The following is a 22,128-nucleotide window of genomic DNA, read 5'->3' on the forward strand; positions in this document are numbered from 1 at the left end:
AGAAGGTTCTGGGGTGACGCAATCGAGTGCCCAGGACGTGATCGAACAGTTGGCCGACCTCGCGGATCCCGCGGATGCCGTCCAGCTACAGAAGTTCTTCAAGACAGCGCCGGGGGAGTACGGCGAGGGTGACGTCTTCATCGGCGTGCGAGTACCGAAGACGCGTTCGGTGGTGAAGAAGCATGTCGGTCTCGAGTTGTCTCAGGTACGCCTCCTTCTCGACAGCGACGTCCACGAGCATCGCTTGGCCGGTCTGTTGATCCTTGTTGCTCGATTCGAAAAGGTCAGTCGCCCAAAATTTTTCGACGACGAGAGTCGCTCCCGCATCGCCGACTTCTATCTCAGCGCTGTCGAGGACGGGCGGGTGAACAATTGGGATCTCGTGGATTCGTCCGCCGGACAGATCCTCGGCGGCTGGCTGTACGACCGAGATCGCCGGCTGATCTTCGAGCTTTCCGATTCGGGTGACCTGTGGCGACGACGGGTGGCGCTGCTGACGACTTACGGATTCATCACTCGCGGCGACGGGTCGACCACGCTCGAGCTTGCCGCGCGGGTGCTGGGTGATCGACGAGACCTGACCCAGAAAGCGATGGGCTGGATGCTCCGCGAGGTGGGCAAGCGGGTGGACCGGGATTTGTTGACCGGTTTCCTCGCGAAGAATGCAGCAGACATGGGACGCACGGCACTGAGCTACGCGTGCGAACACCTGACCGCAGACGAGCGAGCGCACTTCCGGGCGGCCCGCTAGCGAAGTACCGCTCGGTAGGTTGTGGGACGATTCTCGGTATGCCCGCCACCCGTGTCGAGGCGTCTCGAATTGTGACGATCGGTTCACTGATCGCTGCCGGCGTCGCAGCTCTGTGTTATCTCGTGTACTCCGTTCGAGCCGTCGAACCCGTTGATTTTCTCGTCTACCGCTACGCTGCCCAGGCGTTCGCAGCGGGATCGAACATCTACGAGGGCAATCTGTCCGGCCCGTTGATCGTCGAAGAGGGTATGCCGTTCACCTACACCCCATTCGCGGTGATCTTCCTCTGGCCGACTGTCCTCTTCGACTGGTGGACTGCCTATCTGCTGTGGTCGGGATTGTGCATCGCGGCGTTGGTGTGGACGGTTGCGAGGTTCACTCCCGCTCGCGTCCCCAAGCGGCCGCTCGTCATGGCGGCATTGGTCCTGGCCGTGTCGGTGACGCCCATCGTCAGTGCGCACATCTCATTCGGCCAGGTGAACTTGGTGCTGATGGTGCTCGTACTGCTCGACGTGACTCGCCGAGAGGATTCGAGATTCGGCCGGTGGTTTCCGCGAGGACTGCTGATTGGCGTCGCGGCCGCGATCAAGCTGACTCCGGCTCTCTTCATCGTCTACTTCGTCGTCACGAAGCAGTGGCGACTCGCGATCTGGAGTTCGATCGGATTTGCCGCGGCGACCGCCGTCGCAGCAGTGGTGGACCCGGCCGTCAGCTGGACCTTCTGGTCGGACGTCGTCTGGAACCTCAGCGACCGGGTGGATTTGAGCGGGCAGGCGATCGCGAGTGCCGGCAACAGTTCGCTGCAGGGCGGACTTGCCGCGCTGGGCCCATGGACAGCGTCTCTGGCGATGCCGTCGACCGTGCTGTGCGCGGGGGTAGCGCTATGGATCGCCCGAGATGTCTATCGCGTCGGGCGAGCGGTCGATGCGGCGTTGGTGATCGGATTGAGCGCGCCGATTCTTTCGCCGATCAGCTGGATTCACCACTGGGTGTATCTCGTGCCTGCTGCCGTCACGGTTCTCTTTCGGCTTCGATCGCCGCTGCAGTTCGGTGCGGCCGCTCTGGGGTTGGCCATCGTCTACTGCGGGCCGAGTATGGGACAGCAGTTCATCGAGACGTTGCCGCTCCTGCTGCCGTTCGGGTTGCTCCTTCGTGAGGGTTTCCTGATCGTGACCCTCGCACTGATTCTTGCGCTGTGGCGGTTGCCCACAACGGCGCCGGTGTGGGTTTCGCGGCGGGACTCGGAAGATGACTCGGGAGACTCCGAACATGACAAAGCCCCCGATTCCGCAGGGAATCAGGGGCCGTCATGCATCGAGGCAGGGTTCAGAACTCGATCTTCAGGTGATCGGTGATCGGCTTCGCCTGGCAACCGAGGATGTAGCCGTTCGCCACGTCCTCGGCGTCGAGGATTTCGGAGTTGTCCATCTGAACTTCGCCTTCGGTGACGGTGCAGGCACACGACCCGCACTCGCCTTCCTGGCAGGAGTACGGCACGTCGAGGCCCTTGGCGAGCATGATGTCGACGAGCGTCTGCTTGCGCGGCCAGACGAGGGTGTGGGTTTCACCGTCCAGTTCGACCTCGACGGTTGCGGCGTCGGCTGCTTCCTCGTCGGAGACCTCGGCTACCTCGACGTCACGGAACGGGTCACCCGCGAGTGAATTGAAGACCTCGGCGTGAACCTGCGTGCGGGGCATGCCGGCCTCTGCCAGTGCCTTGTGGACGGCGTCCATGAAGGGGCCTGGACCGCACATGAAGGCCTCGTACGCGACAAATGGCTTGGCCAGTGTCGCCAACTGTGAGACGGCGGGGAGTCCCTGCACGGTTTCGATCCAGTGGACAACGGTGAGGCGGCCGGGGTGTTGCGCTGCCAATTCGCGAAGTTCGGCGCCGAAGATGACGGACTTCTCGTCGCGGTTCGCGTAGATCAGCACGACGTTGCCGCTGCCCTGCGTGAGGGCGGACTTGAGGATCGAGATCACCGGAGTGATACCGCTGCCTGCACCGAAGAGCAGGAAGTCGTGATCGAGCGACTTGGGCGTGAAGACACCTGACGGCGGCAGCACTTCGATGGTGTCGCCGACCTGGAGCTTGTCGCACAACCAGTTGGAGCCGTAGCCGTCGACGGTTCGCTTGACGGTCACCTTGGGGGCGTCGTCGGTGAAGGGTGAACTGGCCAGCGAGTAGCAGCGTGCGACCGAGCCGGTCTGATCACTCGGGATGCGCAGGGTCAGGAATTGACCTGGCTTGTAGTCGAACTTGTCCTTCAGTTCTGCGGGAATCTCGAACACCAGCGACCGGGCGTCGGAAGTCTCTTCGATGACTCCGGACACGGTGAGTACCGCCGATCGCGAGCTGTGCGGTACCTCGACTGTCGTCATCGCGAAGCTAGTCCTCTCGTGAAGCTGGGTAAAGCGCAGGTCAGTGAAGTGCAACATCTAGAACGTGTTCTAGTTCAATGTTAGCAGTGATGAAAAGCTACTGGGGATCGTAGTCGCCGAGCAACACGTTCCCGATCAGCGGGAACCACGGCGGTCTGATCCAGCCGTCCTGGCAGTCCGGGGTGGCGTCGACCTGCCCGAACGGGCGGTTCGTGAGCGGCGTCCGGGCGGTTGAGCTGCCGAAGTCTGTGCACGGGCTGTTTGTCGGTACACAGTGGGAACCAGGTGAGACGCCGGTCACAAAGATTCGGCTCGAATCCCTCCCGCAGTCACATTCGTGCACATCCCTGAGGAGATACCGATGGCTATCGAGCTCAACCAGATCTGGGACTTTCCCATCAAGGAGTTCCACCCCTTCCCTCGCGCCCTGATGGGTGTGGGCGCTCACGACATCATCGGGGTGGAGGCCAAGAACCTCGGCTTCAAGCGCACCCTTCTGATGACGACCGGTCTGCGCGGTTCGGGCATCATCGAGGAACTCGTCGGCAAGATCGAGTACCAGGGTGTCGAGGTCGTGCTCTACGACAAGGTCGAGTCGAATCCCAAGGACTACAACGTCATGGAGGCCGCGGCTCTCTACCAGAAGGAGAAGTGCGACTCGATCATCTCGATCGGCGGTGGTTCGAGCCACGACGCCGCCAAGGGCGCTCGCGTCGTGATCGCACACGACGGTCGCAACATCAACGAGTTCGAGGGCTTCGCCAAGTCCACCAACAAGGAGAACCCGCCCCATATCGCCGTATCCACCACGGCCGGAACGGGTTCCGAGACGTCGTGGGCGTACGTCATCACCGACACGTCGGACATGAACAACCCACACAAGTGGGTGGGCTTCGACGAGGCGACCATCGTCACCCTGGCGATCGACGATCCGCTGCTCTACTACACCTGCCCTCAGCATTTCACCGCGTACTGCGGCTTCGACGTACTCGCGCACGGCAGTGAGCCTTTCGTGTCTCGTCTCGATTTCGCGCCTTCGCTCGGTAACGCGATCTACTCGGTCGAGTTGGTCGCGAAGAACCTGCGCGAGGCCGTCTTCGAGCCGCGCAACCTCAAGGCCCGCGAGGGAATGATGAACGCGCAGTACATTGCCGGGCAGGCCTTCAACTCCGGTGGCCTCGGCATCGTTCACTCGATCTCGCACGCGGTCAGTGCCTTCTTCGACAGCCACCACGGTCTGAACAACGCAATCGCGTTGCCGCGTGTGTGGGAGTACAACCTGCCTTCGCGCTACGAGCGCTACGCCCAGTTGGCCGGCGCACTCGGTGTCGACACTCGCAACCTCACCACGGTTCAGGCCGCAGATGCTGCCGTCGAGGCTGCCATCCGTCTGGCCAAGGACGTCGGTATCCCCGACAACTTCGGTCAGGTTCGCACCGACTCGTACGCGAAGAACCAGATGAACACCAAGAAGTACGAGGGCCGTGGTGATGTCATCAAGGGTGACGAGAAGACTGTGCGCGCCATCTCCGAGCACATTCAGGACGACTGGTGCACCCCGGGCAATCCCCGTGAGGTCACCGTGGAGTCGATGATCCCGGTTGTCGATCACGCGATCAACAAGTCGTACTTCTAGCAGGGCCTTCGGCCCCGTGCGCCTTTTTGGTAGCCCGCACTACCAAAAAGGCGCACATGGGCTGTGCCCCTATCGAAAGGTATTCCATGTCCGGTCGCAGTTTCTCCAGCGGAATCGAAGTGAAAGATGCTCTGCGAGAGCAGGACTACATTGCCGATGACGAGTTCGCGGTAGTCGTTCATCTGGCGACGGCGTTGGGGCGTCCGCTCCTGCTCGAAGGTCCGGCCGGTGTCGGCAAGACGGAACTGGCGAAGTCTCTGGCTGCGATCGGGGGCCGCAAACTGGTGCGATTGCAGTGCTACGAAGGGCTGGACGACAATCGCGCCCTGTACGAATGGGACTACGCGAAGCAACTCCTGCACGTGCAGATGCTCCGCGACCGGATCAGCGATCAGGTTTCCGAATTCGACAGCGTCGCCGAAGCGTCCAAGTTTCTGGCCGATCAGGATTTCGGTTTGTACTCCGAGAACTTCCTGTCCGTACGACCGCTGCTCGAAGCAATCCTCTCACCCGATCCGGTAGTGCTTCTGGTCGACGAGGTAGACCGCACCGAGGAATCGATGGAAGCACTGCTCCTCGAAATTCTCGCCGAACAGCAGATCACCATTCCCGAGGTCGGTACGTTCGTTGCCCGCTCGCAGCCCTGGGTCATCCTGACGTCCAACGACACCCGCGAGCTCTCACCCGCACTCAAGCGTCGTTGTCTGCATTACCATCTCGGCTATCCGACATCGGAGCGTGAACGCGAGATCGTCACGGCCCGAGCGCCGGAGGTGGATTCGGCTACGGCCACCGAGGTTGTCGAATTGGCTCGCATCTTGCGTGATCTCCCGCTGCGCAAGAGCCCGTCCATCTCGGAGGTCATCGACGCGGCCAGAGCGGCAACAGTGCTCGCGGCCGGCGGATTCGACACCGCTTCCGACGCCAAGGTGCGCGACATCCTGCTCACGGCGTTGCTCAAGTACTCGTCCGATGTGACGCTGGCCAAGGAACGATTCGACGGAAAGCGTCTCGAATCACCGTCGCGTGACGGCGGCGAGCCGATCGAGCGGTCCACGGTGGCAAGCAAACCCGCCAACACGACGACGGCCGTGTTCCGGGGCACGGGTGGACGTGACCCTCATCAACAGGGAATCCGCGGCGGCAGCGGAATCCGTTCGACGCGATGACGACGCTCGGTGGCCTTGCCGTGTGGCAACCGTCGTTTGTTCTCGACGTGGTGTCCGCGAGTTTCGGCCGATTGCTGAGGGCGGCCGGAGTTTCCGCGTCACCGGCCGAGGTCATCGAGGTTCGGCGTGTTCTCGCGATGGTCGGCGCTTCGGATCGTGAGACGTTGCGAGCATGTCTTCGGGCAGTGTGCGCCAAGTACTCTTACGAGCAGGCCGGTTTCGATCGGGCGTTCGACGCGCTGTTCCGGCCGGCCGCAGGCAAAGCGCACGGCGAGCGGATGGGTTCGCGCGCCGAGGTGGCGGACGGTCTGCCCACCGCGCTGGGGATCGACGAGGATCAAGAAGTTGGTCGGTACGCCGAGTACAACGAGCGTGCGGCCGAGGTCGGCGACTACTTCGACACTCCGGAAGCGGAGAAGGGCTTCAACCCGCACAAGGACGACGACGATGTGTCGATGACGTCGAGCGATGCCGAACTGTCGGTCGATACCGGTTCGGAGACCGGTCGACGCGGAGTCAGTTACACGGTCGACGTGGACCGTGCAGCATCGGCGGTGGTCGGTGACCTGAGCACCAGTGTTGCTGCAGCAGTGGTCGGCTCGCTGTCCTGGGACGATCCGACGTCGATCCTCGCCTGGTTGGATGCCTACGACCCGAGCAAAGCGTATGCAGATGTCTCCGACGACGGGCCGTTGACGCAAGCACAATTGAACCGGCTCGTCGAGGCGGTCGAAGCGTTCGTGCAAGCACTCTCGGCAGCTGCACTCGCCGAAACCGCTCCCGATGCGCCCGACAGTGAATCTGCCGCGGGCGCAACGCACAACGACATCGAACTCGCGTGCCACGAAGTGCTTCGGCGGATGAGAGGACCGTCCAGACCGCGGCCCCGTGAGCGCTCTCGTGGGCATCTCGACATGCGGCGCACGGTGCGTTCGAGCCTGCGCACCGACGGGATACCCTTCCATCTCGTCGTGAAAGCTCCTCGCCCCGATCGTGTTCGACTACTTCTCATCGCCGACGTGTCGCTGTCCGTGCGCCCCATCACCGCGTTCACTCTGCGCTTGGCTCAGGCAATGCATCGCCGAGCAGATCGTTGTGAAGTCCTCGCCTTCGTCGATCGTCCGGTCGACGTGACCGACACCCTTCTCGCCAGTAGTGGTGACGGCGCACTGGCCGCGGTACTCGCGCACCCGGGTCTGGATCTGGAAGCCAGCAGCGATTACGGGCGGGTGCTCACAGAATTGTTGGACGAGCACGGAAACACCTTGAACTCACGGACGTCTGTCATCATCGTGGGCGACGGTCGGTGCAACGGGTTGCCCCCGCAGGCGGACAAGCTCGAGGAACTCCGCCGAAAGGTCCACCGTCTGGCCTGGATCACGCCTGAACCACAGCGTTACTGGAACCAGGCATCGTGCGCGATGCCGGAGTATTCGGAGATCTGCGACGAGGTTGTTGTTGCCCGAGATGCCGCGCAACTGATGGCAAAGGCCGCCGAGCTGGGGCACGCACTTCGCTGATGTCAGTGCACTTCACCGATGTCACTGCGCGATCTGTCGTGAACTAGTTTGATCTCATGTCCGAAATCAGGGGATCGATCTGGCGACCGATCGCGGCGCTGACAGTGCTCGGCGCCGTGTGTGGGGTTGTGGCGCTCGGCGTGTTTCAGTGGTGGTGGAAGTCGTTGGCGTCACCGCACATTCTCACCGGAGGATCTTATCGGGAGCCGTTTTCCGAACCGACATACACCGGACCCATATTCATGGACCTCTTTCCGGCAGAACCTGCCCCGTGGTTGTACTCGGGACTGGTCCTCGGACCGACGGTGGTCGGCGTGCTCGCCGGGATCGTGTTCGTGGTCTTCGTCCGGTGTAATCGTGCGCAGAACCGCGCGAGTACACCGGACGAATCATCAGAGCGCTAGCAACGCGCGCGAGCGCAGGCGGGGGTCTGCCAACGGACGTAGCGCCAAGCGCAGCAGGACCAAGACGTTGTCGTCGCCGGCAATCCTGTTGACTTTCAACGTATTGCACTCGACACACTGGTGAACGAGCATCCATTCACCGTCTTGACGGACCGACAGGCACAGCGCCGCCATGGCACCTCGGCACTGTTGTGCTCGGTCGCCCGGAACGCGACCGTCCACGTGGCGGCTGGCCAGACAGTTCGGGCAGTGGTTCCGATGAGCGGTACCCGGCGCCGCAGTGGAGATGTCCAAACGGCATGTGAGACAACGGAAGCTCGATCCTTGTTCTCCGCCGATTCCGTGCAGTACGTGCTTGGCCCGTTGCGGTGCCCGCCGCGCGCGGGTGCTGGGATTCCTACGTGGCATCTGATTCCCCCTCACAAGTCGCCGAAGGCTTCGAGCGGGAAGGGCGGTTGCGCGAGCGGTCGCACTGCCATTCTCATCAACAACAACTGGTTGTCGTCTCGGCTGACGGGGTTGGAGGTGAGCTCGAGGCACTGTGCGCAGCGGTGGATGATCATCCAATCGCCACTGCGCAGTACTGCGATCGAAATGGGAGCCATCCGCATTCCGCAGTCCGACGGTCCACCTTCCACCTGGTCGAACAGGTGTCGGGAATGCAGGCAACTGGGGCAGTGGTTTCGGCGATCACCATCGGGGCCGTAGGTCATGACTGTGAGTCCGCACTGAATGCACGAGAAGGTGTCGGTTTTCGAGATGGAATTGTGTGATTGAGGCACTGGAGAACTCCTAGCTGAGTGAACAAAGCAGTAGGAGCAGGCCGAGGGGGCCTCGCGGCTGTCAGTCCGACGTTTCGAGGATCAGCATGTGACCCTCGAGGTTGCCGGCAGTGCAGGGGCGGGAGGCGCGCTCGGCGCGGGCTGGGTCATAAACACCTTCTGAATCGGTTCTACGGGCCACTCTGGCCGCAACCGAAAGTACAGCGGGACCTTCTCGCCGCGCCATTCATTTTCCCGAGACGCCTTACCTGCCCGAACGGGTAGGTAAGCGCCTCTCCTTCGGTGGGTGTGCCCCGACTGCTGTCCGCGTAGGCTCGGGGCCAGCGATTGTAAGGTGGATCACACCAGTTTGTGCACGTGGGAGTTGATGCGCTGAGAGCGACGGATGCGAAATCCCGACCGGAGATCTCAGAGCAGCGAGAGGAGAGTGGGGTCGTGTCCGTGGCATACCCGGATGCTGTGAACCACGGTGTTCATCGCCGCGGCACTGCTGCTCGACTGGTCAAATTTCACGCCCCCGAGATCGTCTTCGGTATCGGTTCCCTGGTCGAGGCAGCACACGCGACTCTGAGGTTCGGCGGGTTCCGGCCATTCCTGGTCACCGATCCCGGTCTGATCGACGCGGGGTGGGTCAGCGAACTCGAAGACCATCTCACGGAGCAGGGATTGACGGCGACGGTGTGGTCAGGGCTGACGCCCAATCCCAAGGACTTCGAGATCGCGGCCGGTTTCGAGGTGTACCAGGAAGGCGAGTGTGACGTCATCATCGCGCTCGGCGGCGGTTCGGTCATCGACGCGGCTAAAGGTGTAGCCGTCCTCGCTGCCAACGGTGGCAACATACTCGACTACGAGGGGGTAGATCAGGCGACCAAACCGATCCCGCCGTTGGTGATGGTTCCCACCACGTCCGGCACGGGCGCGGACGTGTCGCAGTTCTGCATCGTCACGGACACGACCCGCGGCACCAAGATCACCATCATCGGCCGGGCGCTGGTTCCAGATGTGACGGTCATCGATCCGCGGTTGCTCACGACGATGCCCGAGTGGCTCAATGCGGCAACAGGATTGGACGCACTGACGCACGGAATCGAAGCCTTCGTCTCACTGGCGCACAATCCGTTGACCGATCATCACGCGCTCCGCGCTGTCGGCCTCGTGACCGAGAATCTGGTGCACACGATCCAGGACCCGATGGAGATGGAAGCTCGATCGGTGATGGCGCAGGCGAGCCTCGAGGCCGGGTTGGCGTTCACCAACGCGATACTCGGAGCCGCGCACGCCATGAGCCATCAGGTGGGCGGCATGCTCGACCTTCCGCACGGCGTCATCAACGGAATTCTCTTGCCCCACGTCATCCGGTTCAATTCCACCACGGACGCCGCCCCCTTTGTCGCCATCGCTGCGGCACTGAGTCTTCCCGAGCAGCGCGGCACCCCGGAGGAAGCAGCGCTGGCGGTGGCCGACCGTGTCGAACGTCTCGCCCGGGAGGTCGGTGTGCCGAAGGGGCTGGGGGAGTTGGGTGTTCGAGAGGAAGACCTCAGTCGACTTGCCAGCTTCGCGTTACTCGACGCCTGCATGTCCACCAATCCCAGGGAAGCGACGCAGGAACAGATGGTGGCGTTGTTCCGAGGTGCCTTGTGAAGATGGACGCTGTGAAGATGGACGCTGTGAAGAGGGCCGCTGTGAATTGGTGCAGGCGATGACCGCGGACCTGTCCCGGCTCACCGGATTACGATCGGGTAAGAGTTCGTTCTACCCGCAGTATCGCGGTGCGGCCGAGCGCCTCGAACGCGTCGTGCATGCCTTGGAGTTGATCTCGCGGGCTTTGGTGCGCACCGTCGAGGGGCCGGAAACCCTCGTCTGCGCGGTCGCGGAAGCTGCCCGTGCGCATCTGAGTGCCAACTGGATAGTCTTCGCCTTGGCTGACGGAACTTTGCCCGACGCCGGACCACGGCGACTGGTTCTCGGCCCGGACGCCACCCCTTTTCTGGTCGACAACGTCGAGGGGCCGCCACTTCCGGAGGATGTCGTCGAATGCCTCGACGACATCCGGTACGGAAGAATCGAATCCAACTCGGTGATCGACGCGCACTACGCGTTTGTGCCGATCGTGCTCGGTGGCGGCGTGGTAGGTGCCTTTGCGGCCTGGACGCCGGCCAACCGAACCCTCGACACGACGGACGGAGCCGTGCTCAGCATTCTGGCCAGCCAGACTGCTGTGGCTCTGCAGAATTCGGCGCTCTATCAGCGCGGACAACTACTGCTCGAGCGTGCCGAAGATGCGTATGCGGAGGCCAATCGTACTGCAGCCGACCTTGCGGTGCGCAACAGCGAATTGGAGTCCACTCAGCGTCAACTCGGAGTGGCGCACCGGCACCAAGTGGTCGACGACGAACGTCACCGGATCGCCCGCGAACTGCACGACAGTGTGACACAGGCGGTGTTGTCGGCCGGCATGCAGATCGAGGTCTGCCGGAGTGACATCCCGGAGGCTGAACGCAGTGAAAGACTGGACTTGGCAAAGGATTTGACCAGGAGGGCGGTCGAGCAGCTTCGTTCGGCGATCTACGCGCTCAATCATTCGTCGGACGCGGACCGGACGTCGTTGCCCGAGATGCTCGAGCAGCTCGGCGTGGTTCACATGCCGGACGAGTTGGCGGTGAGCGTTCGCGTCGGCGGTACCCCGACCGAACTTCCGGGCGATGCCGAACACGCTCTTCTCCGGATCGCGGGGGAAGCGCTCTTCAATGCAGCGGTCCATGCTCACGCGAATCGGGCGGTGCTTCGTCTGACCTATCGGGCGGACTCCGTGTTGCTGTCGGTCTCCGACGACGGTGACGGCGACCCTGCGCGAATGCGTCTGATCCTCAAACTCGCAGCCACCAACGACGTCGACGGCCGCCATCGCGGTCTCGCGAACATGCAGGCGCGAACACTCGAGTTGGGTGGTGCGCTCGAAGTACGGCGCGCGCGGATCGGTGGGATTCAGATTCTCGTGCGACTACCACTGCCGTTCGACTCGGGCATGGAAAACCTTTGCTCCACCACTGAAATCGAGAGCGAGGAATCATGACTACTGCGCGTCCCGTCATCACCCGCGGAGCATCGCCGGTTCTGGGATTGGTTCGAATCGTCCTGGTCGACGACCATGCAATTCTGCGGCAAGGGCTCCGCTCGGTTCTCGAGCGCGAAAGCGATCTCGAGATCGTGGGGGAGGCGTCGTCCCTCGCCGAGGCACTCGCCGTGGTCGACAAGGTCGGCCCGGACATCGTCCTGATGGATCTCAAACTCTCCGCCAGTTCGGACTACGAGGGACTGACCCTGTGTGGCCAGCTGTCCTCGGCGCATCCCGGCCTCGGACTGTTGGTTCTCACCACGTTTCTCGACGATCAACTGGTGGTGCGAGCGGTGCACGCGGGTGCTCGCGGCTATGTCGTCAAAGACGTCGACACCACCGAATTGGTGCGTGCGATCAGGGCGGTCTCGCGGGGTGAGAGTGCGTTCGATTCGCGCAGCGCGTCAGCTGTCGTGCGATCGCTCAACGGGCAGTCGTCGTCGAAAGAACGATTGACCGATCGCGAACTCGAAGTGCTCAGACTCCTCGCAAACGGCTTGTCCAACATCAAGATCGGTGAGAGATTGTTCATCTCACCGACCACCGTCAAGTTTCACGTCAGCAACATCATGCGCAAACTCGAGGTGAGCCGTCGAGCAGAGGCCGTCTATGCCGCGAGTAAGCAAGGTCTGATCTAGCTCTGCTCGGAGACCGTCCAGGCGCGCAGCGCTTGATGCTGTAGGAGGAGCACGCTCGAACGAGTTGTGCGCAGAGTCGACGCGGTCATCTCGGCAGTCAGACCCACTGCGATTCGTAGTACCAGAACCTCACGTTGGTCGTCGGTCAGGCGACGCGGGCGTTTGAATTGTCCGTCGATGTTGCGTGACTGGGGAATTGACGCAATTCGTCGAGAGGCCAACTCGTACGCGAAGGTCTCGATGCGTGTGTCGGCCGAGATCGTGTCGGACATTCGTGTGACGACGTCCAGGGTGCATTGGTGGGCGAGATCGTCGGCGAATGTCGCGACGGGCGTCCCGAGGAGTCTGGCGCGATAGTAGAGAACGACGCGAGGGTGCAACCGGGCCAGTAGTTTCGACAGTGCATGGTGATCACCGGCGAATGCCTCGGCGGCGGTGCGATTCAGGGAAATCGATCGTTCACAGGTTTCGGGTGAAGTGGTACGCGCGAAGGGTGGAGTCGGTGAAGTGTTCGCGCCCCTGATCGACAGCTTCATCAGCAACTCCTCGATTACACCGCACCTGACCATGCTGGAACGAGAATTGAGGTACCCCGCCGAAATTGCGGGTAAACCTGAAGTTACCTGCCAGGTGTCCGGTCTTTTCGCCGGGAGCGCCAGTCCGCGAGCATTCGCGGCATTTCCGCGGCCATGAAGTCGAAGAAGTCGCGCAGATCTGCCATACGATCGCCGGCGGTTGTTCCTTCACCGAGGACTCGTATGCCCTCGTCCGCAACTGCCGAGACCTGGTAGAGCGAGGACTGTTTCGTGACAAACGCGTCGGCCCACATGTCGACGCTGACGCAGTAGTGCTGACGCCGCGATCCGGGGACGGCCACACGCTCGATCAATCCGACTTGCTGGAGGTATCTGACGGCTCCGGAAATGGCGGCGGGGCTCACTCCCAACCGAGATCCGAGATCTCCTGGCGTGGACGAGGGTGTCTCGCTGGTCATCAACGCGGCCCAGACGCGGGCGGGCATCGGCGGAAAACCCATGTCGCTCAGTACGAGTGAGAGTCGCTCGACATAGTGTCGGCTCTCGTCCGGTGCAACGGTGTGGCTGGTGTCGGTCATCGGAACCCTTCGATCTTTCCGTCTTTTCTATCTTCACACATTTGTGAAATCGGCGTACGGTCAAATTCATGGGTGCGGCAATTTCAGTGAAAAGCCTCGTCAAGACCTTCGGTACCACCCGCGCGCTGGACGGCCTCGACCTCGACGTCTCGACGGGTGAAGTGCACGGATTCCTGGGGCCGAACGGTTCCGGAAAGTCCACCACTATTCGGGTGCTCCTCGGCCTGCTCCGCTCGGACTCCGGAGACGCAACCGTTCTCGGCGGCGATCCGTGGCGAGACGCTGTTACTTTGCATCGACGTCTCGCCTATGTGCCTGGCGACGTGAATCTGTGGCCCAACCTCACCGGCGGTGAGGCTATCGATCTGTTGGCGGGCCTGCGCGGTGGCTTGGACCGAAAACGCCGCAGCGAGTTGCTCGATCGCTTCGAATTGGACCCGACCAAGAAGGCGCGTACGTACTCGAAAGGTAACCGGCAGAAGGTTGCACTCGTGGCCGCGTTCTCGTCCGACGTCGACCTTTACGTCCTCGACGAACCCACATCGGGGCTCGACCCGTTGATGGAGGCGGTATTCCAGGACTGCGTCGAGGAGGTGGCTCACGCCGGAAAGACGGTACTGCTGTCGAGCCATATCCTCGCCGAGGTCGAAGCGCTGTGCGATCGTGTGAGCATCATCCGCGACGGGCGGACGGTGGAAGAGGGAACACTGTCCGAACTCAGGCATCTCACGCGCACGTCCGTCGCGGCGGAGACGCAGCGTCCGATCGGTGGACTCGACGGACTCGGCGGTGTCCACGACGCGGTGATCGACGGTAACCACGTCACCTGCGAAGTCGACAGCGCGCAACTCGGACCACTCATGACGTACTTGGTCGGATTCGGAATCGTGGCGCTCACTTCCACTCCGCCGACTCTCGAAGAACTTTTCTTGCGGCATTACGGTGACGAACGGGCCAGGGAGACTTCGGTACACCTGCGAGCCGAGACCGGAGTACGGCCGTGACCGTTGTTGTCGAGGCCGCTCCACCGGTACCGGCCTCGGCAAGTCAATTCACCGGCACACGCCGACTGGTTCGGCTGGCTTTGCGGCGGGACCGAATTCAGCTCTCCGTGTGGGTTATCTCCATCGTCTTGTTCATGCTGCTGGTTGTCGCCAGTGTGACCGGGCTGTACTCGACACCCGAGGAATTACGAAACATCGCAGTCAGTTCCGCGGTATCGCCGGTCGCGCTGGCGACCAACGGGATCGTGTCCGGTGATTCGCAGGGCGCGATAGTCGCCAGTCAGTCGGTGCTCGTGTTCGCGTTGGTGGCCGCATTGATGAGCACCCTTGCGGTGGTTCGCCATACGCGACAGAACGAGGAGACCGGCCGAGCCGAGATGATCGGTGCAGCGGTGGTAGGTCGACGAGCGCTCCTGACCTCCGCACTGATCGTAACGGTCGGTGCGAACGTCGTTCTTGCACTGGGAATTGCACTGGGATCGATCGCCGTCGGTTTGCCTGTCGTCGGTTCGTTCGCGTTGGGCGCCTCGATAGGTGGGACCGGAATCGCGTTTGCCGGAGTGGCAGCCGTGACGGCGCAGATCACCGACGGTGCTCGTACGGCCAACGGCCTGGCGGGTGCCGCGATCGGCGTTGCGTTCATGCTGCGCGCGATCGGCGACGTGAACAGTACGGTCGTCGACGACGGAACTCGCGTGGTCAGTGGCTGGTTGTCGTGGCTCTCGCCGATCGGATGGGCACAACAGATCAGACCTTTCGACGACGACGCCTGGTGGATCCTGTTGTTGCTGATCGGATTCGCGGCTGTGCACGTGGTGGTGGCTTTTGTTCTCATCGGCCATCGCGATCAGGGAGCGGGACTCGTTCAGCCCCGACCCGGCCCGCCAGTCGCGGCATCGTGGCTACCGTCGGCTTGGGGCCTGGCGTGGCGCATGCAGCGAATGACGATGTTCTGGTGGATCTTTGCCGTTGTCATACTCGGGTTCGCGTACGGCGCTGTGGGCAACGAGATCGACGCGATGGTGGGATCGTCGCAGCAGACCGCGGAGATGTTCGCGAAACTTGGCGGCGGCGGATCGGATCTGGTGGATTCCTACTTGGCCACTGCTCTGGGGCTCACGTCGATAGTCATCGCGGCGTACTCGGTCCAGAGTCTTCTCCGGATGCGGGGCGAGGAAACTTCGGGACGGCTCGAACCGTTGCTGGCAACGTCTTTGTCGCGGTGGAGGTGGATGCTTTCCCACCTGGGTGTGGTTGTGGGCGGCGTGATCCTCGCGCACGTCTTGATGGGTGCCTTCACCGGTTTTGCCTTCGGGCTCGTCACGGACGACATCGGCGGCAACACACTTCGCATGACTGGCGCCGCGTTGGCCTATCTGCCTGCGGTGCTCGTAGTCGTGGGGTTGGTGTCGTTGGCTTTCGGACTGTTTCCGACGTACGCGTCGGCGCTCTCCTGGGGAATCTTGGCGGCATGCATCGTGCTCGGGCAACTCGGCACGTTGCTGAAGCTTCCGCAGGTAGTGCTGGATCTGTCGCCCTACACTCACGTGCCGGGTGCCCCTGCCGAGCCGGTGACAGTTCTGCCACTGCTGGCAATGATCGTTGTGGCAGTAGCACTTTCGACAGCATCACTTGTTGCGTTCCGTGCTCGCGACCTCCAGGTGTAGGAGAGCTGAACTCAACTAAGAATTCGACGAAGCTGGCGAGCCCGAGCAGCAAGTCGTCCGGTCGAGTCGAATAGTTCGGATTCGTCAACACAGAGAGTGTCCGTCGCCCAGGCAGTCCCGTGGCGTAGGCGATACCACGGTGACAGCGTTCGGGGATCTGCCGTGAGGTGCTCCGGTGTGAAATGCGCGGTGAACTCGATGGTCGGTATGGCCACGGGCATCGTCAGTGTCGCGAACAGTCCGGGCGGAAGCGCGTCGAGAAGGACCGCGGCACGCTCTTGGGCCGTGAAATCGAGGTCTGTGAGCAGGCGGATCCAGACGTCGAATTCAGGGGAGTCGCCACCGGCGAACGGCCTCGCGGAATTGATCGGCCGGATGTCGAGGTGCTGGGCGAACGGCACAAAATCCACCGGGATCTCCAGCGGCGGCAGGGTTGACGGGTCGGCCGGAGCCGGTTCGGCGACAGGGGCGGACATTGTTGTAGCTCCTATGTCGCGGGCCAACCGAACGAGAGCGAATCCCGAACCGGTCAGCGTGACGTGGCAACTGACGGTCCGCCCGCCCCGCATCTCGCCGACAGTCAACTCGGCCGGCCCAGGAGGAACGGGGCGGTCCAGATGCGCCGTGACTGCCAGCGGTTCGGCTCCGGACGCGTCGACCGCCACCCGCAGCATCCGTGCAATTGCGAGTCCGCCCTGGATGCCGTCGAAACTCCGCCAACTGGAGTCGAATTCGGTGTGATGACGCGCTGCGTCGGTCGACGGAGCGGCCGCCACTGATGCCTGACTAGTAATTGCCATAGTCAGCACCCTAGATGCTGACTATGGCTATGGCAAGCTAGGGTTTATTCGGGAGTGCTGGACGACCCACCGAAGAGCATGTAGATGAGGATCTGAAGAATGCCGAGAGGATTGATCTCGCCGAGGCTGCTCATGTGTGAGGAACTCCTGATTGCAGGGATGGGTATTGTTGCGTCGCAACGTCACTGAAAGTACGGCAATTCGGACGGTGTGGTGCGAAATTTACCGATAATTCACTGTCCGCGAGTCGAGCGGCAGTGCAGGTAGGCGTCAGTGACCACGTCGAGAACGCGATTGCCGTGTGCATCGACCAATTTCGCTGTGATGGTCACCAATCCTCGCGCGCGATTGTCGAACATGACGTTGTCGACGGTGACCTTTCCGCTCAGGGTGTCACCGGGGCGAAGTGGACGGAGGAAGCTCACGTCGCGCATGGTTTTCCCGGCGATCACGTTCCACTGGTCGTAGAGACTGGCGACCACCAACTTCTGGCAGATCGACAGGGTGTGCAGCCCGCTGGCGATCAACCCGCCGAAGACGCCGGACTCGGCGGCTTCCTTGTCGACGTGAAACCACTGGGGATCCCACTGAGTTGCGAACTCGACGATTTCCTCTTCGGTCACCGAATACGAACCCAATGGGATCACTTGGCCGATCTCGAGATCCTCGGCGAACACTGCGCGTTTGTGAAGGGCGGCCGAATCGTTCATGGTTGTGAAAATCTCCTGCGTGTTCCGGGTGTACTCGGAACATACTCTCGCAGTGTGTTCGAGTCGGTCTCCGGTGTCGTCGGGCAATGCAGGGTCACTAGAATCGCCACATGGTCGACGACGCGAAAATCGAGCCGAGGGCGCTGGTAGGAAAGTGGCACTTCGAGCGGGACATCGTCGACCGCCTTTCTGGTTCCACCAAGCATGTATTCGGCGAGACCACTATCTCCGACGCCGGTGACGGTCGGATGCGCTGGTACGAGAGCGGCACGCTGCGTGACGGCGACCTGGAATTACCCGTGTTCCGAACTCTGTTCGTTGCCGAGCGCGGCCTCGAGTGGGCCGTGACATTCGAAGACGGCAGAGAGTTCCACGACTGGGCGCCGGGGGAGGAAGTCGAGCACCTGTGCGGTGCGGATACCTACCGCGGGCGAATCGACGTCACTGCCGGAGATCGATCGACCTGGACTGTCGTCTGGACCGTGACGGGGCCGAGCAAGGACTACACGATGACCACGCATCTCACCCGGCCCTGATCACATCGCTCGCCAGTTACTCGACGCCGATCGTCACCTCGGTGGACTTCACGAATACCGTTGCGGCTTGGCCTGGTTCAAGATCGAGATCCAGTGCGGCATCGCGGGTGATCGACGAGGTCACAATCTGATTCCCGCCGTCCAACTTCACCTTGACCGTCGCCATGACGGTGCCGAGGTTGACCTCGGTTATGGTGCCGGTGAGTTGATTTCGTGTGGACAGTCGCATCGCTGAACTCCTGTGCTCTCGGGTGGGTGTTCTTCGACCATAATGCGATGGTCGCGTATCTACCCAGCGATTCCGCAGGTGCGGACATGCGGGCGCCGCCGGTGCGCGAATATTGTCGGGCGGTGGAGGTAGATTCCGGTCATGACTGAACCCGTGAAAGGCCCGGCGTCGTATTTTCCGTCGATCGAGAAGAAGTACGGTCGGCCTATCGGTGAATGGCAAGAGCTGATCAGAAGCTCAGACCTCACGAAGCACATGGAATTGGTCAACTGGTTGAAGTCGGAGCACGGTATGGGTCATGGGCACGCGAATGCGCTTGTCGCCCATACGCTGAAAGAAGGGTAGTTCTTTTCAGGCGGCCGATGCGTCCAGCACCAACCAGCCGCCGTGATGCTCGAATACCTCGAACGGCACACGGCTCTGCCGGCCGACCGCACGCAGTGACTCGAGATCGAAAGTGCGGATGTGGCCGTGGCACGCGGTGGCTTCGTCTTCGAAGGGGACGGCAAGGACGACCCGTTGACGCGCGATCCGGAGTGCTTGCGCGATCACGGCCTCGCCGACTGCGTCGTCGACGTGTTCGAGGAGATGAATCGCGGTGACGGTGTCGGCGCTGTTGTCCGGTGCCGGTACTTCACCCGCGTCGCAGATCACCGTGTCGATCGTGATGCCGAGTTCGGGGGCAACCGCGTCGAGCAGGATCATCGTTCCGGGCAGGATGTCCGTGGCGGTCACGTCCATTCCGGCGCGCGCGAGCCGCAGGGGCAGGAAACCGAAGCAGGAACCCAGATCGAGCACGGAACCGCGGACCAGCTCTTCGGCTTTGTCGTGAATCGGCGCGAAATCTGCAGTGCCGTCCAGTAGTTCGGCAAGGGAGTTCCGGTAGTAGGTGGTCCAGGATTCGAGAGCGCCGTCCACGGTGGAGCGAACCAGGCCGACCATCGTCAACTCGAATTCGTCCTGACCGAACTCCGCGTCCTGGATCGACGAGGTGACTCCGGCGACGAGTCGCTCACTCAGATCGGCGGGAGTGAGGGAGTGCCTGACGTGGAGGCGACCGCCTCGGCGATCGAGCGAGATCGGACCGGACTCGACGCGTTCGACGGTGACATGCCCGAACGACCACAAGCCCGGCGTCGACGGCGCCAGGGAATCCAGGACGGGTTCGTTCGTGATGGTGGACATGATCGCCTTTCTCAGGTGGTGATGCTTTCTCAGGTGCTGATACCGGTCCGCAGGGACTGCGTACCTGTTTTCAAGAGTTCCGGTAGCTCGAGTGAATCGTCGGTGAGCCACTGCTCGTACGCCGACATCGCGACCCCGAGCAGAAGATAGCCGACCGTGCGTGGGCCGTGATCGCTCGGCTCGAGATTCATTCGGCGTGCGACGTAGTCGGCGACCACCTGTCGCCAACCTTCGTACATCACCACAGAGTATGCCTGAAGCGTCGGAACTTCGAGGATCAATTCCATCCGTTTGCGATGTACCGCAGTCTCTTCCGGTGGGAAGGTGTTGAACGTCAACAATGCGGATTCGAGTGCGTCGACCAACGGAATATCAGCGGGCAGTGAATCCAGGTGCTCGCGCATCTCGTCGAGATGTCCGTCGAAGTCTCCCCAGGGGACGGCGTTCTTGGACGGGAAGTAGCGAAAGAAGGTCCGACGCGCGATGCCGGCGGCGTCGGCTATCTGGTCGACGCTCACCTCGTTGAAGCCGACTGTCGAGAACAGTTCGATCCCGATCGTGCTGATTCCCTCCTTCGTTGTGGAGGGGCGACGACCTATCCGAGCGGACGGTTTCTTGCGGCTACGCATACTTTTTTCGCTCCATGTGTGTCATTCTGCACTCGATGCCATTACAGTGGTGAACCGAGTCACAGTGAAGTCCCACTAGTGACCACCAACTCCCAGGTTGGAAGTCTGATCTACAGACTTCCAGACGGAGTGCGACCGCAGGAGGAATCCATGTCAGATCGTGACAACAAGGCGCTCGAGAACGACCTCGTCGAGGAGTCCCTCGTGGAGGAAGTTTCCATCGACGGCATGTGCGGCGTGTACTGACCGTGTCTGCTTTGGATCTCGATGCGGGGTGGAAACTCCACCCGCAGGTAGCGCTTCGCCCCGAACCTTTCGGGGCGTTGCTCTACCACTTCGGAACACGCAAGCTGTCGTTCCTGAAGAACACGACCATCGTTGCGGTGGTCAAGGCGTTGCCAGACCATCCTGATGTCCGGTCCGCACTACGTGCGCAAGGCATCGAAGATGACGCGGCTCCCCAATATGCCCGCGCGCTGAGCACTCTCGCCGACTCGCACATGATCGTGCCTGTCTGAGCCAGACGCTCGCCCCCACGTGCGGAACAGCCCTTCCGCACGTTCGCCCGCTTCATTTCTTCGCGAGGACACAGCCATGACCTCAGTTCTTGAACAGCCCTCCCCGCCCGCCAAGGTGGGTCGCCTCGTCGATCAGTTCGAACTCGGACTCGACGCCCCCATCTGCCTGACGTGGGAACTCACCTACGCCTGCAACCTGTCCTGCGTGCACTGCCTTTCGTCGTCGGGTCGTCGTGACCCCAACGAGCTGAGCACCGAACAGTGCAAGTCCATCATCGACGAGCTGCAGCGTATGCAGGTTTTCTACGTCAACATCGGTGGCGGCGAGCCGACGGTACGCTCCGACTTCTGGGAGCTCGTCGACTACGCGACCGACCACCAGGTTGGTGTGAAGTTCTCCACCAACGGCGTGAAGATCGACAAGAAGGTCGCGGCGCGCCTCGCAGCCAGTGACTACGTCGACGTGCAGATTTCCATCGACGGTGCCACCGCTGAGGTCAATGACGCTGTGCGCGGGCCTGGTTCGTTCGCGATGGCCGAGCGCGCTCTCGCGAACCTGAAGGAAGCCGGCTTCAAGGACGCCAAGATTTCGGTGGTCGTCACGCGGCACAACGTCAGTCAGCTCGACGAGTTCAAGGCTCTCGCGGACAAGTACGACGCGACCCTGCGCATCACTCGACTGCGTCCTTCGGGCCGCGGCGCCGACGTGTGGGACGACCTGCACCCGCGTCCGGAGCAGCAGCGTGAGCTCTACAACTGGCTGGTCGCCAATGGCGAAGGCGTCCTGACGGGCGACTCGTTCTTCCACCTCTCCGCCTTCGGCGATGCACTGCCCGGTCTCAATCTCTGTGGCGCGGGCCGCGTCGTGTGCCTGATCGACCCGGTCGGTGACGTGTACGCATGCCCCTTCGCGATTCACGAGCAGTTCCTCGCCGGAAACATCGTGAAAGACGGTGGATTCCAGGAAGTCTGGCAGCACTCGGACCTGTTCGAGGAGCTGCGCTCGCCCCAAACCGGTGGCGCCTGCAGCAAGTGCAACCACTACGACTCCTGCCGCGGCGGCTGCATGGCGGCCAAGTTCTTCACCGGACTGCCGATGGACGGACCTGACCCCGAGTGCGTCATCGGTAACGGTGAAATGGCACTGGCGTCGGCGGGCGAGGTCCCGAAGTCCAGTGTCGACCACTCCCGTTCCGGTCAACGTAAGACCCCACGCGCATCGGTGCCACTGACACTGATGATGCGTCCGCCCGCCAAGATTTGTGACGAAAACCCGCTTGCGGGAATGCAGTAACTACTGCGCGATACCGACAGTGCGGCGAAAGCTGCACCCCAGAGA

The 22,128-nt window shown here is 62.1% G+C and carries 26 protein-coding genes; 16 read left to right on the forward strand and 10 right to left on the reverse strand.

Translation table 11 applies throughout. The features are described from left to right. Positions 1 to 13: 13 nt before the first annotated feature. Entirely contained in the window at positions 14 to 751 is a 738-nt protein-coding gene (locus QRN54_RS09845) for a DNA alkylation repair protein (RefSeq protein WP_063314741.1), read from the forward strand. Positions 752 to 789: 38 nt separating this feature from the next. Further along, positions 790 to 2,106, forward strand: coding sequence for a glycosyltransferase 87 family protein (locus QRN54_RS09850; RefSeq protein WP_285181899.1), 1,317 nt, complete (start codon positions 790 to 792; stop codon positions 2,104 to 2,106). Here QRN54_RS09850 and QRN54_RS09855 read toward each other — a convergent pair. Next, positions 2,078 to 3,133, reverse strand: a complete 1,056-nt coding sequence (locus tag QRN54_RS09855) for a ferredoxin--NADP reductase (protein WP_003941851.1) — start codon at positions 3,131 to 3,133, stop codon at positions 2,078 to 2,080. The two genes, QRN54_RS09850 and QRN54_RS09855, sit on opposite strands and share 29 nt — an antisense overlap. A 361-nt stretch (positions 3,134 to 3,494) precedes the next feature. Here QRN54_RS09855 and mdo point away from each other — a divergent pair, with 361 nt between their 5' ends. The 4 genes from mdo to QRN54_RS09875 all read left to right on the forward strand — a co-directional run bounded on the left by mdo (position 3,495) and on the right by QRN54_RS09875 (position 7,862). Then, on the forward strand, positions 3,495 to 4,769 hold the full coding sequence (gene mdo, locus QRN54_RS09860) for an NDMA-dependent methanol dehydrogenase (protein WP_003942095.1): 1,275 nt from the start codon (positions 3,495 to 3,497) through the stop codon (positions 4,767 to 4,769). Between the two features lie 86 nt (positions 4,770 to 4,855). Further along, on the forward strand, positions 4,856 to 5,938 hold the full coding sequence (locus QRN54_RS09865; RefSeq protein ID WP_063314739.1) for a MadB family AAA-type ATPase: 1,083 nt from the start codon (positions 4,856 to 4,858) through the stop codon (positions 5,936 to 5,938). Next, positions 5,935 to 7,458 (forward strand): MadC family VWA domain-containing protein, encoded by a 1,524-nt coding sequence (madC, locus tag QRN54_RS09870; RefSeq protein ID WP_063314738.1) that lies wholly within the window; start codon positions 5,935 to 5,937, stop codon positions 7,456 to 7,458. Before QRN54_RS09865 ends, madC begins: the two co-directional genes overlap by 4 nt. 56 nt (positions 7,459 to 7,514) lie before the next feature. Continuing rightward, the gene (locus QRN54_RS09875; protein WP_063314737.1) at positions 7,515 to 7,862 is read left to right on the forward strand and encodes a hypothetical protein; all 348 of its coding nucleotides are present in this window, start codon (positions 7,515 to 7,517) and stop codon (positions 7,860 to 7,862) included. Here the strand turns inward: QRN54_RS09875 and QRN54_RS09880 are convergent. After that, complete coding sequence (locus tag QRN54_RS09880) at positions 7,851 to 8,270, reverse strand: RNHCP domain-containing protein (protein ID WP_054187804.1); 420 nt, start codon at positions 8,268 to 8,270, stop codon at positions 7,851 to 7,853. The two genes, QRN54_RS09875 and QRN54_RS09880, sit on opposite strands and share 12 nt — an antisense overlap. A gap of 11 nt (positions 8,271 to 8,281) precedes the next feature. Beyond that, positions 8,282 to 8,644, reverse strand: a complete 363-nt coding sequence (locus tag QRN54_RS09885; RefSeq protein WP_003941922.1) for an RNHCP domain-containing protein — start codon at positions 8,642 to 8,644, stop codon at positions 8,282 to 8,284. A gap of 435 nt (positions 8,645 to 9,079) precedes the next feature. Between QRN54_RS09885 and QRN54_RS09890 the strand changes: the two genes are divergently transcribed. Genes QRN54_RS09890 through QRN54_RS09900 form a run of 3 tightly spaced genes read left to right on the forward strand, consistent with a single transcriptional unit; the run spans position 9,080 to position 12,397 of the window. Beyond that, positions 9,080 to 10,285, forward strand: coding sequence for an iron-containing alcohol dehydrogenase (locus tag QRN54_RS09890; protein ID WP_003942060.1), 1,206 nt, complete (start codon positions 9,080 to 9,082; stop codon positions 10,283 to 10,285). A 58-nt stretch (positions 10,286 to 10,343) separates the two neighbouring features. After that, a complete protein-coding gene (locus tag QRN54_RS09895; RefSeq protein WP_003941844.1) occupies positions 10,344 to 11,717 on the forward strand; it encodes a MadS family sensor histidine kinase in 1,374 nt (457 codons plus the stop codon). Further along, positions 11,714 to 12,397: a MadR family response regulator transcription factor gene (locus QRN54_RS09900; protein WP_042453153.1), complete on the forward strand. Its 684-nt coding sequence runs from the start codon at positions 11,714 to 11,716 to the stop codon at positions 12,395 to 12,397. The genes QRN54_RS09895 and QRN54_RS09900 overlap by 4 nt, the downstream gene beginning before the upstream one ends. On the opposite strand, the gene QRN54_RS09905 is transcribed toward QRN54_RS09900, so the two are convergent. Continuing rightward, positions 12,394 to 12,933 carry a hypothetical protein gene (locus QRN54_RS09905; RefSeq protein WP_064443509.1) on the reverse strand — a complete coding sequence of 180 codons (540 nt, stop codon included), beginning with the start codon at positions 12,931 to 12,933 and terminating at the stop codon, positions 12,394 to 12,396. The genes QRN54_RS09900 and QRN54_RS09905 overlap by 4 nt on opposite strands. Positions 12,934 to 13,016: 83 nt before the next feature. Further along, positions 13,017 to 13,511 carry a GbsR/MarR family transcriptional regulator gene (locus tag QRN54_RS09910; RefSeq protein ID WP_007728322.1) on the reverse strand — a complete coding sequence of 165 codons (495 nt, stop codon included), beginning with the start codon at positions 13,509 to 13,511 and terminating at the stop codon, positions 13,017 to 13,019. A gap of 68 nt (positions 13,512 to 13,579) precedes the next feature. Here QRN54_RS09910 and QRN54_RS09915 point away from each other — a divergent pair, with 68 nt between their 5' ends. Together QRN54_RS09915 and QRN54_RS09920 are read left to right on the forward strand one after the other, a co-directional pair. After that, the gene (locus tag QRN54_RS09915) at positions 13,580 to 14,515 is read left to right on the forward strand and encodes an ABC transporter ATP-binding protein (RefSeq protein WP_003942009.1); all 936 of its coding nucleotides are present in this window, start codon (positions 13,580 to 13,582) and stop codon (positions 14,513 to 14,515) included. Next, positions 14,512 to 16,182, forward strand: coding sequence for an ABC transporter permease (locus tag QRN54_RS09920; protein WP_064074177.1), 1,671 nt, complete (start codon positions 14,512 to 14,514; stop codon positions 16,180 to 16,182). Before QRN54_RS09915 ends, QRN54_RS09920 begins: the two co-directional genes overlap by 4 nt. An 11-nt stretch (positions 16,183 to 16,193) precedes the next feature. Here the strand turns inward: QRN54_RS09920 and QRN54_RS09925 are convergent, their stop codons facing one another. Together QRN54_RS09925 and QRN54_RS09930 are read right to left on the reverse strand one after the other, a co-directional pair. Further along, a complete protein-coding gene (locus QRN54_RS09925; protein ID WP_285181900.1) occupies positions 16,194 to 16,982 on the reverse strand; it encodes a thioesterase family protein in 789 nt (262 codons plus the stop codon). A gap of 233 nt (positions 16,983 to 17,215) precedes the next feature. Beyond that, positions 17,216 to 17,692: a MaoC/PaaZ C-terminal domain-containing protein gene (locus QRN54_RS09930; protein WP_285181901.1), complete on the reverse strand. Its 477-nt coding sequence runs from the start codon at positions 17,690 to 17,692 to the stop codon at positions 17,216 to 17,218. 110 nt (positions 17,693 to 17,802) lie between these two features. Between QRN54_RS09930 and QRN54_RS09935 the strand changes: the two genes are divergently transcribed. After that, positions 17,803 to 18,228, forward strand: a complete 426-nt coding sequence (locus tag QRN54_RS09935; protein WP_042920992.1) for a DUF6314 family protein — start codon at positions 17,803 to 17,805, stop codon at positions 18,226 to 18,228. 16 nt (positions 18,229 to 18,244) lie between these two features. On the opposite strand, the gene QRN54_RS09940 is transcribed toward QRN54_RS09935, so the two are convergent. After that, the gene (locus QRN54_RS09940; RefSeq protein WP_003942061.1) at positions 18,245 to 18,457 is read right to left on the reverse strand and encodes a TOBE domain-containing protein; all 213 of its coding nucleotides are present in this window, start codon (positions 18,455 to 18,457) and stop codon (positions 18,245 to 18,247) included. A gap of 141 nt (positions 18,458 to 18,598) precedes the next feature. Here QRN54_RS09940 and QRN54_RS09945 point away from each other — a divergent pair, with 141 nt between their 5' ends. Further along, positions 18,599 to 18,802, forward strand: coding sequence for a DUF4287 domain-containing protein (locus tag QRN54_RS09945; protein WP_007728313.1), 204 nt, complete (start codon positions 18,599 to 18,601; stop codon positions 18,800 to 18,802). A gap of 6 nt (positions 18,803 to 18,808) precedes the next feature. Here the strand turns inward: QRN54_RS09945 and mftM are convergent, their stop codons facing one another. Together mftM and mftR are read right to left on the reverse strand one after the other, a co-directional pair. After that, positions 18,809 to 19,642 carry a mycofactocin oligosaccharide methyltransferase MftM gene (mftM, locus tag QRN54_RS09950; RefSeq protein ID WP_042920988.1) on the reverse strand — a complete coding sequence of 278 codons (834 nt, stop codon included), beginning with the start codon at positions 19,640 to 19,642 and terminating at the stop codon, positions 18,809 to 18,811. A gap of 29 nt (positions 19,643 to 19,671) precedes the next feature. Then, complete coding sequence (mftR, locus tag QRN54_RS09955; RefSeq protein WP_003941984.1) at positions 19,672 to 20,271, reverse strand: mycofactocin system transcriptional regulator MftR; 600 nt, start codon at positions 20,269 to 20,271, stop codon at positions 19,672 to 19,674. Positions 20,272 to 20,421: 150 nt separating this feature from the next. Here mftR and mftA point away from each other — a divergent pair, with 150 nt between their 5' ends. The 3 genes from mftA to mftC all read left to right on the forward strand — a co-directional run bounded on the left by mftA (position 20,422) and on the right by mftC (position 22,083). Further along, entirely contained in the window at positions 20,422 to 20,517 is a 96-nt protein-coding gene (gene mftA / locus QRN54_RS09960) for a mycofactocin precursor MftA (protein ID WP_063836238.1), read from the forward strand. Further along, the gene (gene mftB, locus QRN54_RS09965; protein ID WP_007728309.1) at positions 20,502 to 20,789 is read left to right on the forward strand and encodes a mycofactocin biosynthesis chaperone MftB; all 288 of its coding nucleotides are present in this window, start codon (positions 20,502 to 20,504) and stop codon (positions 20,787 to 20,789) included. The genes mftA and mftB overlap by 16 nt, the downstream gene beginning before the upstream one ends. Positions 20,790 to 20,865: 76 nt before the next feature. Continuing rightward, positions 20,866 to 22,083: a mycofactocin radical SAM maturase gene (gene mftC / locus QRN54_RS09970; RefSeq protein WP_003942089.1), complete on the forward strand. Its 1,218-nt coding sequence runs from the start codon at positions 20,866 to 20,868 to the stop codon at positions 22,081 to 22,083. Positions 22,084 to 22,128: the final 45 nt, after the last annotated feature.

Source organism: Rhodococcus sp. MEB032, from assembly GCF_030208925.1.
GTDB classification, from domain to species: domain Bacteria; phylum Actinomycetota; class Actinomycetes; order Mycobacteriales; family Mycobacteriaceae; genus Rhodococcus_F; species Rhodococcus_F qingshengii.